The sequence below is a fragment of the Microbacterium sp. Mcb102 genome, from assembly GCF_024519805.1.
GTDB lineage: Bacteria > Actinomycetota > Actinomycetes > Actinomycetales > Microbacteriaceae > Microbacterium.
The window spans coordinates 151,812-166,731 of record NZ_JALJRG010000003.1; the positions used below are offsets into that span (position 1 = coordinate 151,812).

13 protein-coding genes are annotated in these 14,920 nt (G+C 69.8%); 6 read left to right on the forward strand and 7 right to left on the reverse strand.

All coding sequences use genetic code 11. From position 1 onward, the window contains the following. Positions 1 to 4 precede the first annotated feature (4 nt). Positions 5 to 1,027, reverse strand: a complete 1,023-nt coding sequence (gene hemE, locus OC372_RS09675; protein WP_262001694.1) for a uroporphyrinogen decarboxylase — start codon at positions 1,025 to 1,027, stop codon at positions 5 to 7. 87 nt (positions 1,028 to 1,114) lie between these two features. Between hemE and OC372_RS09680 the strand changes: the two genes are divergently transcribed. The 3 genes from OC372_RS09680 (at position 1,115) to OC372_RS09690 (ending at position 3,533) form a co-directional block, all read left to right on the forward strand. Continuing rightward, complete coding sequence (locus OC372_RS09680) at positions 1,115 to 2,416, forward strand: glutamyl-tRNA reductase (protein WP_262001695.1); 1,302 nt, start codon at positions 1,115 to 1,117, stop codon at positions 2,414 to 2,416. A gap of 122 nt (positions 2,417 to 2,538) precedes the next feature. Beyond that, positions 2,539 to 3,111, forward strand: a complete 573-nt coding sequence (locus tag OC372_RS09685) for an HhH-GPD-type base excision DNA repair protein (RefSeq protein ID WP_262001696.1) — start codon at positions 2,539 to 2,541, stop codon at positions 3,109 to 3,111. After that, positions 3,108 to 3,533, forward strand: coding sequence for a DUF1801 domain-containing protein (locus tag OC372_RS09690; protein ID WP_105711214.1), 426 nt, complete (start codon positions 3,108 to 3,110; stop codon positions 3,531 to 3,533). Before OC372_RS09685 ends, OC372_RS09690 begins: the two co-directional genes overlap by 4 nt. 54 nt (positions 3,534 to 3,587) lie before the next feature. Here OC372_RS09690 and OC372_RS09695 read toward each other — a convergent pair whose 3' ends face one another. After that, the gene (locus tag OC372_RS09695) at positions 3,588 to 4,736 is read right to left on the reverse strand and encodes an epoxide hydrolase family protein (RefSeq protein ID WP_262001697.1); all 1,149 of its coding nucleotides are present in this window, start codon (positions 4,734 to 4,736) and stop codon (positions 3,588 to 3,590) included. Positions 4,737 to 4,804: 68 nt separating this feature from the next. Here OC372_RS09695 and OC372_RS09700 point away from each other — a divergent pair, with 68 nt between their 5' ends. Continuing rightward, entirely contained in the window at positions 4,805 to 5,764 is a 960-nt protein-coding gene (locus OC372_RS09700; protein WP_105711212.1) for a helix-turn-helix transcriptional regulator, read from the forward strand. Between the two features lie 48 nt (positions 5,765 to 5,812). On the opposite strand, the gene OC372_RS09705 is transcribed toward OC372_RS09700, so the two are convergent. Continuing rightward, positions 5,813 to 7,198 (reverse strand): glycine--tRNA ligase, encoded by a 1,386-nt coding sequence (locus OC372_RS09705; RefSeq protein WP_029261245.1) that lies wholly within the window; start codon positions 7,196 to 7,198, stop codon positions 5,813 to 5,815. Between the two features lie 113 nt (positions 7,199 to 7,311). Here OC372_RS09705 and OC372_RS09710 point away from each other — a divergent pair, with 113 nt between their 5' ends. Next, positions 7,312 to 8,781: a peptide MFS transporter gene (locus OC372_RS09710; protein ID WP_262001698.1), complete on the forward strand. Its 1,470-nt coding sequence runs from the start codon at positions 7,312 to 7,314 to the stop codon at positions 8,779 to 8,781. 33 nt (positions 8,782 to 8,814) lie between these two features. Here the strand turns inward: OC372_RS09710 and OC372_RS09715 are convergent, their stop codons facing one another. Further along, on the reverse strand, positions 8,815 to 9,504 hold the full coding sequence (locus OC372_RS09715; RefSeq protein WP_029261247.1) for a GNAT family N-acetyltransferase: 690 nt from the start codon (positions 9,502 to 9,504) through the stop codon (positions 8,815 to 8,817). A gap of 99 nt (positions 9,505 to 9,603) precedes the next feature. Here OC372_RS09715 and OC372_RS09720 point away from each other — a divergent pair, with 99 nt between their 5' ends. After that, complete coding sequence (locus OC372_RS09720) at positions 9,604 to 11,046, forward strand: MFS transporter (protein WP_262001699.1); 1,443 nt, start codon at positions 9,604 to 9,606, stop codon at positions 11,044 to 11,046. A gap of 109 nt (positions 11,047 to 11,155) precedes the next feature. Here OC372_RS09720 and OC372_RS09725 read toward each other — a convergent pair whose 3' ends face one another. The 3 genes from OC372_RS09725 to OC372_RS09735 form a co-directional block, all read right to left on the reverse strand. Next, positions 11,156 to 12,118 carry a serine hydrolase gene (locus OC372_RS09725; protein WP_262001700.1) on the reverse strand — a complete coding sequence of 321 codons (963 nt, stop codon included), beginning with the start codon at positions 12,116 to 12,118 and terminating at the stop codon, positions 11,156 to 11,158. Positions 12,119 to 12,230: 112 nt separating this feature from the next. Next, positions 12,231 to 14,195 carry a M13 family metallopeptidase gene (locus tag OC372_RS09730; protein WP_262001701.1) on the reverse strand — a complete coding sequence of 655 codons (1,965 nt, stop codon included), beginning with the start codon at positions 14,193 to 14,195 and terminating at the stop codon, positions 12,231 to 12,233. Between the two features lie 135 nt (positions 14,196 to 14,330). Next, positions 14,331 to 14,879, reverse strand: coding sequence for a DUF1992 domain-containing protein (locus OC372_RS09735; RefSeq protein WP_262001702.1), 549 nt, complete (start codon positions 14,877 to 14,879; stop codon positions 14,331 to 14,333). Between the last annotated feature and the right edge of the window lie 41 nt (positions 14,880 to 14,920).

Sequence of the window (14,920 nt, forward strand, 5' to 3'; positions counted from 1 at the left end):
AGCGTCAGACGGTGTGCGCGAGCTCGACGATGCGGGTGAGCTGGTCGGGGTCGGTCTCGGGCGGGACGCCGTGGCCGAGGTTGAGGATGTGCGCCCGGGCCGCGCGGCCGCGCTCGATCACGTCGCGCACGTGTGCCTCCAGCACGGGCCAGGGGGCGGAGAGCAGGGCGGGGTCGATGTTGCCCTGCACCGTGACATCCGGGCCGAGGATCGCGGCGGCCTCATCCAGCGGCTGACGCCAGTCGACGCCGACACCGTCGGCGATGCCGTCGAGGCGCATGTCGGCGAGGAACGGACCCGTGCCGACACCGAAGTGGATGGTCGGCAGGCCGATGCCCTCGAGTGCCGCGCGGGAGTGCGGGGCGACGAAGGCGCGGTAGTCCGCGGTGCTCAGCGAGCCGGCCCAGCTGTCGAAGAGCTGCACGACGGATGCCCCGGCATCGCGCTGGGTCTCGAGGAAGCGGCGCGAGACCTTCGCGAGCCAGCCGGCGAGACGGTTCCACGAGTCGGGGTCGGAGTGCATCATGCCCCGTGCACGCAGGTGCTCCTTGGAGGGGCCGCCCTCGACGAGGTAGGCCGCGAGAGTGAAGGGGGCACCCGCGAAACCGATCAGCGGGGTGTCGCCGAGCTCGGCCGTGACGAGGCGCACGGCCTCGGCGATCGCCGTGCCGTCGAGGCCGTCGGGGTCGATGGCCGTGATGCGATCGACGTCGGATGCGGTGCGCACCGGGTTCGCGAACACCGGCCCACGCCCCGGCTCGATCTCGACGTCGACCCCGGCGAGGCGCAGCGGGATGACGATGTCACTGAAGAAGACGGCCGCATCCACCCCGTGGCGGCGTACCGGCTGCAGCGTGATCTCGGCGGCGAGGTCGGGGGTGAGGCAGGCGTCGAGCATCCGGGTCCCGACCCGCAGGTCGCGGTACTCGGGGAGCGACCTGCCGGCCTGCCGCATGAACCACACCGGAGCATGGGCGGGGCGGTCGCCTGCGAGGGCGCGCAGGAGCGGAGCGTCGGAGAGGGCCATGCCCCCATCCTCCCATTCCGCCCTTATGCGGCCGCCGAGTTCGCCCGGTCGAATCCCGGTCGCCACGCTCTCCGGTACAATCGATCTGTGCTGCTGTGTGTGACGGCGAGTCACAAGACCGCCTCCTTCGAATTGCTCGAACGCCTGAGCCGCACCCCCGACGACGTCGCTCCCACCATCGTGGGTATGACGCCGTGCGTGCAGGGTGCCGTGGTCCTCGCGACGTGCAACCGGTTCGAGGCGTACGTGGAAATGGACGAACCGCTCACCGCGGCCGGCGCCATCGGGGTCGAAGCGGTCATCGAGGCGGTCGAATCCGCCACCGGTATCCCCGCCACCGAACTCGACGGCGCCTACACGGTGCACTCGGGCCGCCGCGTCGCCGAGCACCTCTTCTCAGTCGCTTCCGGTCTCGAATCCGTCGTCTCCGGCGAGGGTGAGATCGCCGGTCAGGTGCGCCGCGCTCTGAAGTCCGCCCGCAAGGACGGCACCACCTCGCCCGAGCTCGAGCGCCTCTTCCAGCGCGCCAGCCAGGCGCAGCGCAAGGTCAAGAACGTCACCGCCCTCGGCCGCGCCGGCCGCTCGCTCGTGCGCCTCGCTCTCGAGCTGGCCGACAGCCGCATCGCGGATTGGTCCGCCGAGCGGGTGCTGCTGGTCGGCACCGGCGCCTACGCGGCGGTCACCCTCGCCACGCTCCGCGAGCGCGGCGCCGTCGACATCTCGGTGTACTCCCCCTCCGGCCGCGCCGCGGTGTTCGCCGCGAAGCACGGCATCCGTCCGGTCGCCGCCGACGAGTACGCCCGCACCGCCGCGCACTCGAGCCTGCTGATCACCTGCACCACGGCGACGGAGCCCGTTCTCGGCCCGGAGCACCTGCAGCTCCCGGTCGCCGCCGTCGCCGCGGGCTGCCCGGTCGGCGCCCACAGTCGCCTCGTGGTCGACCTCGGCATGCCGCGCAACGTCGACCCCGCCGTCGCCGCCCTCGAGGGTGTCGCCCTGCTCGACCTCGAGACCATCCGCCTGCACGCGCCGCTCGAAGAGCTGCAGGCGACGGATGCCGCACGCAGCGTCGTCCGTGAGGCCGCGGAGACCTTCCATGTGGTCGGCTCCCGCCAGAGCGTGACCCCGTCGGTCGTGGCACTCCGCTCGCACATCTTCGAGCTGCTCGAGCGCGAGATCGACCGTGCCCGTGCGCGCGGCGATGAGGACGGCAAGGTGGAACAGGCTCTGCGTCACCTCTCGGGCGTGCTCCTGCACACGCCGACCGTGCGCGCTCACGAGCTCGCCGCCGCCGGCCGCGCCGACGAGTTCACCGCGGCGCTCGCCGCCCTGTACGGCATCGCGCCCGAGGCCGACGCGTCTGCCGCGGACGACGCAGCCACCGCCTGACCCGCGCTCGCGCTCCCTTCGGCCTTCTGCACTTCCCTCGGCCGTTTCGCGCCCATACGGCCGAAGCACGCGCGATCGGCCGATCGATGCGCGCCTCGACCGCAGGGTGGGACACTGGAGGCATGGCCCTTCACATCACCGGAGACACCGCCGCCGACGCCCTCCTGACCGACAATCCGCTCGCACTTCTGGTGGGGATGCTGCTGGATCAGCAGGTCCCCATGGAGACCGCGTTCGCCGGTCCGCTCAAGATCGAGCAGCGCACCGGAGCGGCGGATGCCGCGACCATCGCGCACATGGCACCGGACGAGTTCCTCGAGGCGTTCAAGCAGACGCCCGCCGTGCACCGCTTCCCCGGGTCGATGGCGACGCGCGTGCAGACGCTGTGCCAGACGCTCGTCGATGACTGGGACGGCGACGCCGCCGCCCTCTGGACCGAGGGCGACCCGGACGGCCCCGAGGTGCTGAAGCGCCTGAAAGCCCTTCCCGGATTCGGCGAGCAGAAGGCGAAGATCTTCCTGGCTCTGCTGGGCAAGCAGTACGGCTTCACGGGCGAGGGCTGGCGCGAGGCCGCAGGTGCATACGGCGAAGACGGCTCGTACCGCAGCGTCGCCGACATCGTCTCGCCCGAGTCGCTCACGAAGGTGCGCGAGCACAAGAAGGCCATGAAGGCCGCGGCGAAGGCTCCGAAGTGAAGCCCACGGGCGATGATGTCGCGGGACTCATCGCCCGCTCCTCCCCCGCCGTCCGACGCCGGGACGCCGAGACGCTGACCGCACTCATGCAGGAGATCACCGGACGCGAACCGCAGACCTGGGGCACGATCATCGGCTTCGGTTCGTGCCACTACCGCTACCCGACCGGCACCGAGGGCGACAGCGGACTGCTCGGCTTCGCACCCCGCAAGGCCGCGACCACGATCTACCTCTTCGACGGCGTCGGTGCCCACTCCGAGGCTCTCGCCGAGCTCGGCCCGCATACGACCGGCGTCGGATGCCTGTACATCAAGGACCTGGAGCAGGTCGACCTCGACGTGCTGCGCGGCATCCTCGAACGCTCGCTCGCGTGGGTCGAAGCCGGCGGCACCCCCGAGGTGCAGCTCACCGTCACCGGTTGACACGCGAGACCCGCCCGTGCGGCAGCGGCACGGACGGGTCTTCAGTGTGCGGGATCAGGACTGCGTGGCGAAGAATTCGCGGATGTCGTCGGCCAGCAGGTCCGGACGCTCCAGGGCGGCGAAGTGTCCGCCCTCGTCGAAGCGGCTCCAGTGCACGATGTTCGTGTTGTCGCGCTCGGCGAAGACCCGGATCGTCTGGAAGTCGTCCGCGAACACGGCGACCCCGGTCCGTGCGGCATTGATCCGCGGCTCGGCGCCCTCTGCCGCGGCATCCGCCCTGGCGTTCTCCAGGTAGCTGCGGCTCATGCCCGAGGCCGCGTTCGCGAACCAGTTCACGCTGACCTCGAGCAGGATCTTCTCGAGCGGCACGAGCGACGTGCCGTTGCCGAACGAGTTGAACAGCTCGCTGTAGGCGAGCAGCCCGACCGGGGAGTCGCTGAGCCCCACCGACACGGTCTGCGGGCGCGAGGCGTTCATCGTGTTGTACCCGCCGACGGACTGGAACCACTGCATGTGCTCGAGGCCGGCGTAGTCCGCGGGCTCCAGCTTCTCGAACTCCGCCGGGTCGCCGGAGGGGAACGAGAACAGCTGCAGCACGTGGAGTCCGAGGAAGCCTGCGGGCTCGAGCAGACCCAGCTCACGGGCCACCATCGCGCCGTTGTCGGAGCCGTGGATGCCGTAGCTGTCGTAGCCGAGCCCGCGCATGAGGCGGTCGTACGCCGCGGCGACCCGACCGACCGTCCAGCCCGTCGAGGCCAGAGGCTGCGAGAACCCGTAGCCCGGAGCATCCGGGATCACGACGTCGAAGGCGTCTTCGGCACGGCCGCCGTGAGCCACCGGGTCGACGAGCCGGTCGATCAGGTCGAGGTAGTCGACCGACGAACCGGGGTAGGTGTGCGCGAGGAGCAGCGGAGTCGCACCCTCGTGAGCCGAGCGCACGTGGAGGAAGTGGATGGTCTGGCCGTCGATCTCGGTGGTGAAGTGCGGGACCGCGTTGATCCGCTCCTGGGCCGCAGCCCAGTCGAAGTCTCGCCAGGCGGCGACGGCCTCGCGCAGGTAGGAGTTGGGGGTGCCGGCATCCCAGTCGTCCGTCGGCGACGGCTGCGGAAGACGGGTGCGGGCGAGGCGATCCTGGAGATCGGCGACCTCGGTGGCGGAGACCGAGACGGTGAAGGGGCGGAAGGCGAGCGTCGTGTTTTCCATATCTCGAAGGTAGAAGGGCATTAGGTTGGATTCGTTCCTAATAAACAGATCACTTTCGAGGAGTTCCGATGGCCGACCCGACCGCTCGTCTGCTCGCGTTGCTGGCGCTCTTGCAGACCGGTCCGGAGCGCTCCGGAAGCGACCTCGCGTCGCGTCTCGGCGTCTCGGCGCGCACTGTCCGACACGACGTCGAGCGACTGCGTGACCTCGGCTATCCCGTCGACGCCACGCGAGGGTCCGTCGGCGGCTACCGGCTCGGTGCAGGAGGAAAGCTGCCGCCCCTGCTGCTCGACGACGAGGAGGCGGTGGCCGTCACCGTCGGACTCCGCGCGGCGGCCGGTATCGCCGGAATCGCGGAGTCGAGCGCCAGAGCCCTCGCCAAGCTGGAACAGGTGCTGCCGTCGCACCTGCGCCCCACGGTCGACGCCCTGCGATCGAGCGTCGAGCGCGCACCGGAGAACAACGACACGGATGCCCCGGACCCCGAAGTCGACGCCGCGTCGCTGCAGGCCATCGCGAGCGCGATCCGCAACGGGGAATGGCTGCGCTTCGACTACGACGGAGCGCCCGTGCTGGTCGAGCCGTACCGGCTGCTCACCTGGGTGCGGCGGTGGTACCTCGTGGCCCGCGATCCGCAGACCGACGAATGGGGAACCTACCGCGTCGACTGGATGGAGCTGCGGATGCCGACGCATCGCCGCTTCGATCCGCAGCCGCTCCCCGGGGGCGACTACACGGCGTTCGCGATGCGGACCATCGCGGTGAGCGGCTGGAAGGTGCACGCCCGACTGCGGATCGACGCACCCGCCGAGGCCGTGCTCGACCGGATCCATGCCGCGGTCGGCGTGGTCGAACCGGTCGACGACGAGCACTGCATCCTCGTCACGGGTGCGGACAGCCTCGACACCGTCGCCGCCTACATCGGGATGCTGATGATGGACTTCACGGTCGAGAGCCCGCCCGAGCTGCTCCCGCGGCTGCAGCTGCTCTCCGAGCGGTATGCGCGGGCGGTCGCCGGGAGCGCATGAAAGACCCCGCCGGCCACTCGGGCCGACGGGGTCTTGATCGCGGGAACCTCAGGCGCCGCGCAGACGCTCCGCGAGGTACGCGTGCAGCTCATCGATCGAGACGCGCTCCTGCGCCATGGTGTCGCGGTCGCGCACCGTGACGGCACGGTCGTCGAGCGAGTCGAAGTCGACCGTGACGCAGAACGGGGTGCCGATCTCGTCCTGGCGACGGTAGCGGCGACCGATCGCACCCGCGTCGTCGAAGTCGACGGCCCAGGAGCTGCGGAGCGTGTCGGCGACCTCGCGGGCGAGCGGCGACAGCTTCTCGTTGCGCGACAGCGGCAGCACGGCGGCCTTGACCGGGGCGAGGCGCGGGTCGAGCTTGAGCACCGTGCGCACGTCGGTGCCGCCCTTGGCGTTGGGCACCTGCTCCTCGCGGTACGCGTCGACGAGGAACGCCATCATGGCGCGGGTGAGACCGAACGACGGCTCGATCACGTACGGGGTGTAGCGCTCCCCGGTGGCCTGGTCGAAGTACGTCAGGCTCTGGCCCGACGCCTCGCTGTGGCTGGAGAGGTCGTAGTCGGTGCGGTTGGCGACGCCCATGAGCTCGCCCCACTCCTTGCCCGCGAACCCGAACTTGTACTCGACGTCGATCGTGCCGGCCGAGTAGTGCGCGCGGTCGTCTTCGGGCACGTCGAACTGACGCATGTTCTCGGGGTCGATGCCCAGGTCGATGAACCAGTTCCAGCAGGCCTCGACCCAGTGCTCGAACCACTCCTGCGCCTCGGCCGGGGGCGTGAAGAACTCGATCTCCATCTGCTCGAACTCGCGGGTGCGGAAGATGAAGTTGCCGGGGGTGATCTCGTTGCGGAACGCCTTGCCGACCTGGCCGATGCCGAACGGCGGCTTCTTGCGGCTCGCGGTGAGCACGTTCGAGAAGTTCACGAAGATGCCCTGCGCCGTCTCGGGGCGCAGGAAGTACAGGCCCGACTCGTCGTCGACGACCCCGAGGTACGTCTTCACCAGACCGGAGAACGCCTTGGGCTCGGTGTACTGCCCCTTGGTGCCGCAGTTCGGGCAGGGGATGTCGGCGAGACCGTTCTCGGCCTTGCGGCCCTTGCGCGCCTCGAAGTCCTCGATGAGGTTGTCGGCGCGGAAGCGCTTGTGGCACTGCAGGCACTCGACCAGCGGATCGGTGAACGTGGCGACGTGACCCGACGCCTCCCACACGCGCTTGGGGAGGATGATGCTGGAGTCGAGGCCGACCATGTCGCCGCGGCCGCGCACGAACGTCTGCCACCACTGGCGGCGGATGTTCTCCTTGAGCTCCGTACCGAGGGGCCCGTAGTCCCAGGCCGATCGAGAACCGCCGTAGATCTCACCCGCTTGGAACACGAACCCGCGGTGGCGGGCGAGGGCGATGACCTTGTCGAGGCGGGACTGTTCGGCCATGGTGGCTCCAATGGTCGGATGCGGGAGAAGACCCGTGAACACGGGCACCTCATTCTATCCGTCGTCCCGCGCGGGACCTGGCCCCTCGGCCCACCGCGGAGTACCGTCCTGGGATGAGCACTCCTGCGCGCACTCGGCGAACTCGCGACGAAGACACTCGCTTCTTCGGACAACCCTGGGCGCTCGTGCACATCTTCGGCGTCGAGATGTGGGAGCGGTTCAGCTTCTACGGCATGCAGGGCATCCTGCTCATCTACCTCTACTTCGAGGTGACCGAGGGCGGCCTCGGCATCCCCAAGGCGGTCGCGGGCGGCATCGTGGGCGCGTACGGAGGGTCGGTCTACCTCTCGACGATCCTCGGGGCCTGGCTCGCCGACCGCCTGTTCGGCGCAGAGCGCGTGCTGTTCGTCAGCGCGATGGTGATCGTGGCGGGGCACCTCGCCCTCGCCCTTCTTCCGGGCGCGGTCGGCGTCGGCGTCGGCCTCGTGCTCGTGGCACTCGGATCCGGCGGACTCAAGGCGAACGCCACATCGGTCGTCGGCAGCCTCTACAGCGCCGACGACCCGCGACGGGATGCCGGTTTCTCGCTCTTCTACCTCGGGATCAACCTCGGCGCGTTCCTGGGCCCGATCCTCACCGGCATCCTGCAGTCCTCGCTCGGCTTCCACTACGGCTTCGGACTTGCGGCCATCGGGATGACGCTCGGGCTCATCCAGTACTCGTTCGGCCGCAAGGCGCTGCCCGCCTCGGCGCGGGAGGTGCCGAACCCCCTCCCGAAGTCCCGCTATCCGCTGGTCGGACTCATCGCGGCCGCCGCGATCGTGCTCATCGCCGTCCTGGTGCTCACCGGCGTGATCCGACCCGACAACCTCGCCACCCTGGTGATCGGTGTCACGATCGTCGCCGCGATCACCTACTTCTCCGTGATCCTCGGCAGCCGTCGCATCGACGCGACCGAACGATCGCGGGTGTGGGCGTTCCTGCCGCTGTTCATCACGAGCGTCGCGTTCTGGTCGCTGTATCAGCAGCAGTTCACGGTGCTGACGATCTACTCCGACCAGCGTCTGAACCGCAACCTGTTCGGCTGGGAGATGCCCGTCTCCTGGGTGCAGTCGATCAACCCGGTCTTCATCATCATCCTGTCCGGTGTCTTCGCCGCGATCTGGACCAAGCTCGGAAAGCGTCAACCATCGACGCCCGTGAAGTTCGCGCTCGCGGCGATCATCATGGGATCGGCGTTCCTGCTCTTCCTGCCGTTCGCCGGCGGCGGGGAGAACTCCACGCCGCTGCTGGCGATCGTCGGGATCCTCTTCGTGTTCACGGTGGCGGAGCTGCTCATCTCGCCGGTCGGCCTGTCGGCCGCCACGAAGCTCGCACCTGGCGTGTTCCGCACGCAGATGGTCGCACTGTTCTTCCTGTCGATCGCGCTGGGGACGGCGATCTCCGGCTGGCTGGTGCAGTTCTACAACCCCGACGACGAGGTGCCCTTCTTCTCGATCCTCGGGGGGATTGCCATCGTCGTCGGCATCGGGCTGCTGCTGAGCGTCAAGCCCGTGCTGAAGCTCATGCGCGGGGTGCGCTGAGCGCGTCCCGCATCGGCGATCCGGCCGCCCGGCTCAGGCGGTGAAGAGGTAGCCGCGCGCGTTGTCGTAGCCGGCGATGGTCAGGCCGCTGCCGAGCAGCCCCTCCATCTGCGCACGCAGGCGCAGCCGCCACTCGTGGGCGGCCGCCGGGTCGGAGACGCGCATCGCCTCGATGTCGGCGGGGATCTCGAGGGTCTCGACCACCGCGTCGTCGGCCGGGGGCTTGGCGATGTCGGCGAGCGCCCACTCGACGTCCAGCCGGTCGCTCTCGTCACCCGCGTCGCCGCCGCCGAAGATGCCGTAGCGGTTCACGGAGTAGCCGGTGGCGCGGGCGCCCAGCACCGAGAAGAAGAAGTGCGCGTTGCGCGCCACGAGCGGGTCGAACACCCAGGTGATGCGTCCGACGTCGCGCGAGAACGCCCACTGACGCTGGTGCTCCTTGAGCTCGCGACCCCAGCCGCGCCCGCGGTACTCCGGCAGCAGCGCCGTGATGTGCGAGTGCATCGCACGTCGGGCGGGCTCGCCGAAGAAGGCGATGGAGGCGCCGACCATGCGTTCCTCGTCGCCCTCGCCGTCGAAGAAGCCGACGACGTAGTTGCCCGACTGCTGCAGGGCGCGCAGGGTGCCGGCATCCACCACGCGCTGCGGACCCCGGATGGAGTCGAGCAGGCCCTGCGCGTCGAGGATGAGTTCAACGGTGTCGAGATCGCGGATGGTTCGCACGCACCCAGTCTGCCCCTCCTCGGGCGGTTCGGGGAAACGGAGCCCGGATCGGACCTCTCCGACGACCCCGCACCGTCGGATCGCCGATAGCCTGAGCCGGTGGGTGCGAACGACGACAGAGCCAGGAAGCGCCTCTCCCGAACCCCGCCGAAGTGGGCGATCGTCGCCGTCCTCGCCTTCGCGGGGCTCTGCTCGTCGTTCATGTTCACGCTCGTCGTGCCGTTGCAGGCCGAGCTGCCGCAACTGCTGAACGCGTCCCGCGAGGACACCACCTGGGTCGTCACGATCACGCTGCTGGTGGCCGCGGTCGCCACGCCGATCTCGGGCCGACTGGGCGACATGTACGGCAAACGCCGCGTCGTGATCGTGCTGCTCGCGATCCTGATCCTCGGCTCGGTGATCGCCGCGGTCTCCGGCTCGATCATCGGCGTGATCGTCGGGCGCGCACTCCAGGGCGCCGTGACGGGCGTCGTCCCCCTCGGCATCGCGATCATGCGCGACGTGCTGCCGACCGAGCGGCTCGGCACCGCGGTCGCCCTGATGAGCGCGACCATGGGCGTCGGCGGCGCGATCGGCATGCCGGTCGCCGCACTCCTCGCCCAGAACGCCGACTGGCACATGCTGTTCTGGCTCGCGGCCGCGCTCGGCGTCGTCGGACTGCTGCTCGTGCTGGCCGTGATCCCCGAGGATGTGCTCCGCTCCCCCGGGCGCCTCGATGTGCTCGGCGCCATCGGGCTGGCCATCGGCCTCACCGGCATCCTGCTCTTCGTCTCCCGGGGTGCGCAGTGGGGCTGGACCTCACCCCTCACACTGGTCTGCATCATCGGCGGGCTGGCCGTGCTGCTGGTGTGGGGCTGGTACCAGCTGCGCACGAAGGACCCGCTGCTCGACCTGCGGGTGGCGGCGCGCCCCGCCGTACTGTTCACCAACATCGCCGCGATCGGCATGGGGTTCGCACTGTTCGCCTCGAACGTGACGTTCCCGCAGCTGCTCGAGATGCCCGCGGTCGGCGGCGCCGGTTTCGGGCTCGACATGCTCGCGGCGTCCCTCGTGATCATGCCCGCCGGCCTCGTGATGATGGTGATCTCACCGCTCTCCGGCTGGCTCGAGCGCACGGTCGGACCGCGGCCGCTGTTCACCGTCGGCGCCGGCGCGATCGTGCTCGCCTACGTGTTCGTCCTGCTGTGGTCTTCCGAGGTGTGGCACATCTTCGTCGCCAACATCTTCATCGGAGTCGGCATCGGCTTCACCTTCGCCGCGATGCCCATGATCATCATGCGGTCGGTGCCGGCGAACGAGACCGGCGCTTCGAACGGACTGAACGCGCTGTTCCGCTCGGTCGGCACCTCGAGCGCCTCGGCCGTGATGGGCGGCGTGCTCGCGGCGATGAGCATCGACGTCGACGGTGTCGCGGTTCCGACCCGCGCCGCGTTCGAGGTGTGCTTCTGGCTCGCGATCGCCGCCGGCATCATCGCGGTCGTGCTGTCGCTCTTCATCCCGAAGCAGCGCAGCACCGAGCAGCATCCGTCCCTGCCCGGCTGAGTTCCGCTCCCCGCGCCGTCAGCGGGAGATCGTGCGCGGGTCCGGGTCGCCGTCTCGCGGCGGGCGCAGCCGGTCCGGGATCGGCCACGCCAACGACACGGAACCGCTCTCAGTGCGTGTACTCCATGAGCTCGACGCCGAGCACCCGGAAGGCGTCGTGCGCGCGCAGCCGGTGCGTGATGGAGAGGTCGTCGAAGCAGACGATGAGCGAGTAGGCGACGCCGGCACGGGGTCCGGCCAGCACTCCCGCCTCGGCGCGGACACCACGATCGCGGCCGGTCTTGTTCACGAACAGCAGACCGTGCGCGTCGTGATCGTGCGAGAACGGGTCGAGGCCGGTGGATGCCGCGACCAGACTCAGGTCCTGGTTCAGGCTCAGCCACTCCGACACCTGCGCGCTGACCGCGGCGTCGACGACCTGCGAGTTCACCAGGGCCGAGAACAGCCCGGCGAGCTCCCGAGCGGATCCCACGGCGACCTGCGGGGCGTCGTCCGGACCGCGGCGGTCACGGAACCGGTCGAGCAGGGCCGTACGGCGCAGGCCGAGCGACTCGATGCGCTCGCGCACCCGGTCATGTCCGACCTTCTGCAGCAGGGCGTTCACGGCGATCGGATCGCCGGCTGTCGCGGCCAGCACGGCCAGATCCTCGAGCGGCAGCGCCGGGGCATGCAGATGCCGCCACAGGCCGGAGGTCTCCACGGCCTCGACACTGTCCCGCTCGATGATCTCGAACGGATCGAGCGCTCCGCTCTGGAAACCGGCGGCCACCTCGATCAGCAGTGGGACGACGCCGAGCCCCGCGACGGGCATGGTCACGTGATCGTCGCCGGCCAGCACGTGCACATGATTGTCGAGGTCGACGACGTGCACCGACACCTGAGCGCCGGAATCGACCAACCCCTCGAGCGACCGCAGGGTGGCTGTGAAGGAGCGGCGCCCGAGCGCGGCGCGGCGCGGGAGGCGACGACTGGTGCGCTGGGAGCGACGGCCCGCAGAAGACTCCGGCACACCGCCGACAGACTCCGGGGCCGAGGAGTTGCGGAACCCTTCACCAGGCTCGAGAGCGCCCACGCGTGATCCTTACGAGGGGGGGATTTGCGGGATACCGCGGGGAAGCGCTCCCCAGCGGCAGGGCTATCGTAACCCCACCGCCGGGGGATGCATCACAGAGTCAGACGATTGGTCACCAGATGGTCACACGCGACGACTCGGGGAGCCACAGGGCGTCTTCCTCGCCCACGCCGAACGCCTCGTAGAACGCATCGATGTTGCGCACGATCTGGTTGCAGCGGAACTCGTTCGGCGAGTGCGGATCGATGGTCAGCAGTCGCAGCGTCTCGGCGGCGCGGCTCTTCTGCTGCCACACCTGCGCCCACGAGAGCAGCAGGCGCTGCACGCCCGTGTACCCGTCGATGACCGGCGCCTCCGCGCCGCCGAGCGAGAGCTCGTAGGCCTTGAGTGCGATGCCGAGGCCGCCGAGATCGCCGATGTTCTCACCGATCGTGAGGGCGCCGTTGACGTGGTGCTCGGCGTCGAGCCCTTCGGGGACGAGCGCGTCGTACTGCGCGATGAGCGCCTTGGTGCGCTCCTCGAAGGCCGAACGGTCGGCGTCGGTCCACCAGTCCTGGAGTCGGCCGTCGCCGTCGTATCGGCTGCCCTGGTCGTCGAAGCCGTGACCGATCTCGTGCCCGATGACCGCGCCGATCCCGCCGTAGTTCGCGGCGGCGTCGCGGCTCGCGTCGAAGAACGGGTACTGCAGGATGGCCGCGGGGAACACGATCTCGTTCATGGACGGGTTGTAGTACGCGTTGACCATCTGCGGCGGCATGTGCCACTCGAGGCGGTCGATGGGCTTGCCGACCTTGTCGACGTGCCGGTCGTGCTCGAAGATCGACGCCCGGCGCACGTTGCCGAACAGGTCGGTGCGGTCGATCTCCAGGCTCGAGTAGTCGCGCCACACCTCGGGGTGGCCGATCTTGGGCGTGAAGGAGTCGAGCTTGGCGAGCGCGCGCTCCCGGGTCTCGGCGGTCATCCACTCGAGGTCGGTGATGCTCTGGCGATACGCCTCGATCAGGTGGGCGACCAGCTCGTCCATCGCGGCCTTCGCCGTCGGCGGGTAGTGCCGCTCGACGTAGACCTTGCCGATCGCCTCGCCGAGCGCGCCCTCGGTGAGAGAGACGCCGCGCTTCCAGCGCTCGCGGATCGTCGGCACGCCGGTGAGCTCGGTGCCGTAGAACGAGAAGTTCTCCTGCACCAGGTCGTCGGTGAGGTACGGAGCCGCCGCGTGCACGACCTTGGCCCGCAGCCACGCCTTCCAGTCGTCGAGCCGCTCGGGCGTGAGGAGCGAGCCGAGTCCCTCGAAGAAGCTGGGCTGCGAGACGACGACCTCGTCGAAGGCCGCCGGGTTCGACGGCGACACCGCTTCGCGCCACGGAGCCAGGTCGACGCCGGCGAGCTCCTGCAGCTCGTCCCAGGTCTTGAGGTTGTAGGTCGCGACGGCGTCGCGGCTGCGCACGTTGTCCCAGTGGTGCCCGGCGAGCTCGGTCTCTAGCGCGATCGCCCGGTCGGCGTTCGCCGCGGCATCCGGAACACCGGCGAGGCCGAGCAGTCGCTCGAGGTGCGCGCGATAGGCGGCCCGGGTATCGGCGAACGTGTCGAGCCGGAAGTAGCTCTCATCCGGCAGGGACAGCCCGGCCTGCATGAGCACGGGCAGGTAGCGCTCCGGGTCACCCGGGTCACCGTCGACGTACATGCCGATCACGGCCGCGCGACCGTCGCGGTCGTAGGCGCCCACCGTGCGCAGGAACGCCGGGATGCCGTCGATGGCGTCGACCTCGGCGAGGGTCTCCTCCAGCGGAGAGAGACCGGCGGCATCGATGCGCTCGGTGTCCATGAAGCTCGCGAACAGGTCGCCGATCTTGCGGGCGAGCGTGCCCTCCTCGGCATCCTGCGACTCCTCGATGATCGCCCGCACGTCTTTCTCGGCCTGCTCGGCGAGAAGATGGAACGAGCCCCACCGCGCCTTGTCGCCAGGGATCTCGGTGCGCGAAAGCCAGGCGCCGTTCACGTGACGATAGAGGTCGTCCTGCGGGCGGATGTCGGAGCTGAACTCATCAAGGGCGAGGCCCACGGGAAGAACGTCAGTCATGCGCACCAGCCTATGACCCGCCTCGGACGTCAGGTCGATTCGCTGCACCATCTTCGGCCGATCGCGCTTCGTTCGGCCAGACTCGCGGCATCCGGCCGAACGAGGCGCATTTCACCGCGGGAAGCGCAGCGGACTTCAGCGGCGTCGCCGACCGAAGCGTCGGCGGCGCGGCTCCGGCACCGGCGCAGCCGCCGGCCGCGACGCCCGACGCTCCGCCCAGGCCACGACCTCGGCGTCGACATCCCTCGGTTCGGTCACGACGGGAGGTCCGCCCTGGAGCTGGCGACGGGCCTCGCGCACGCGCTTGTTGAAGTCCTCGAGCACGTCACGCACGTCCGACTCGCGGCCGAGCAGGTCGAGCTGGTCGTTGAGCTCCCGGTCCTCGGTGCGCAGCAGGATGGCGGGCGGGCCGAGTCCGGTGAGGTTCTCGGTCTCGATCTTGCGGCGTATCCACCAGTCCGGGTCGTGGTGGGTGCCGAGTCCCTCCAGCGGTTTGCCCGCGCCGGGAAGATCGTCGAACTCGCCGCGACGGATCGCCACCTGGATCGCCGTCTCGATGAAGGCGGCTCTGTCGACGGCGGCGCCGGCTCCCGGTGGGACGCCCGACTCCTCGTCGCCGTCCGCGGTCTCGGCCTGCTGCTGCTGCGCGCGGTAGCGCGCCGCAGCTTCTCGGGGATCCGTCATGATGCACCTCCGCGGCATCCGATTCCCTCCCACCCTACGAC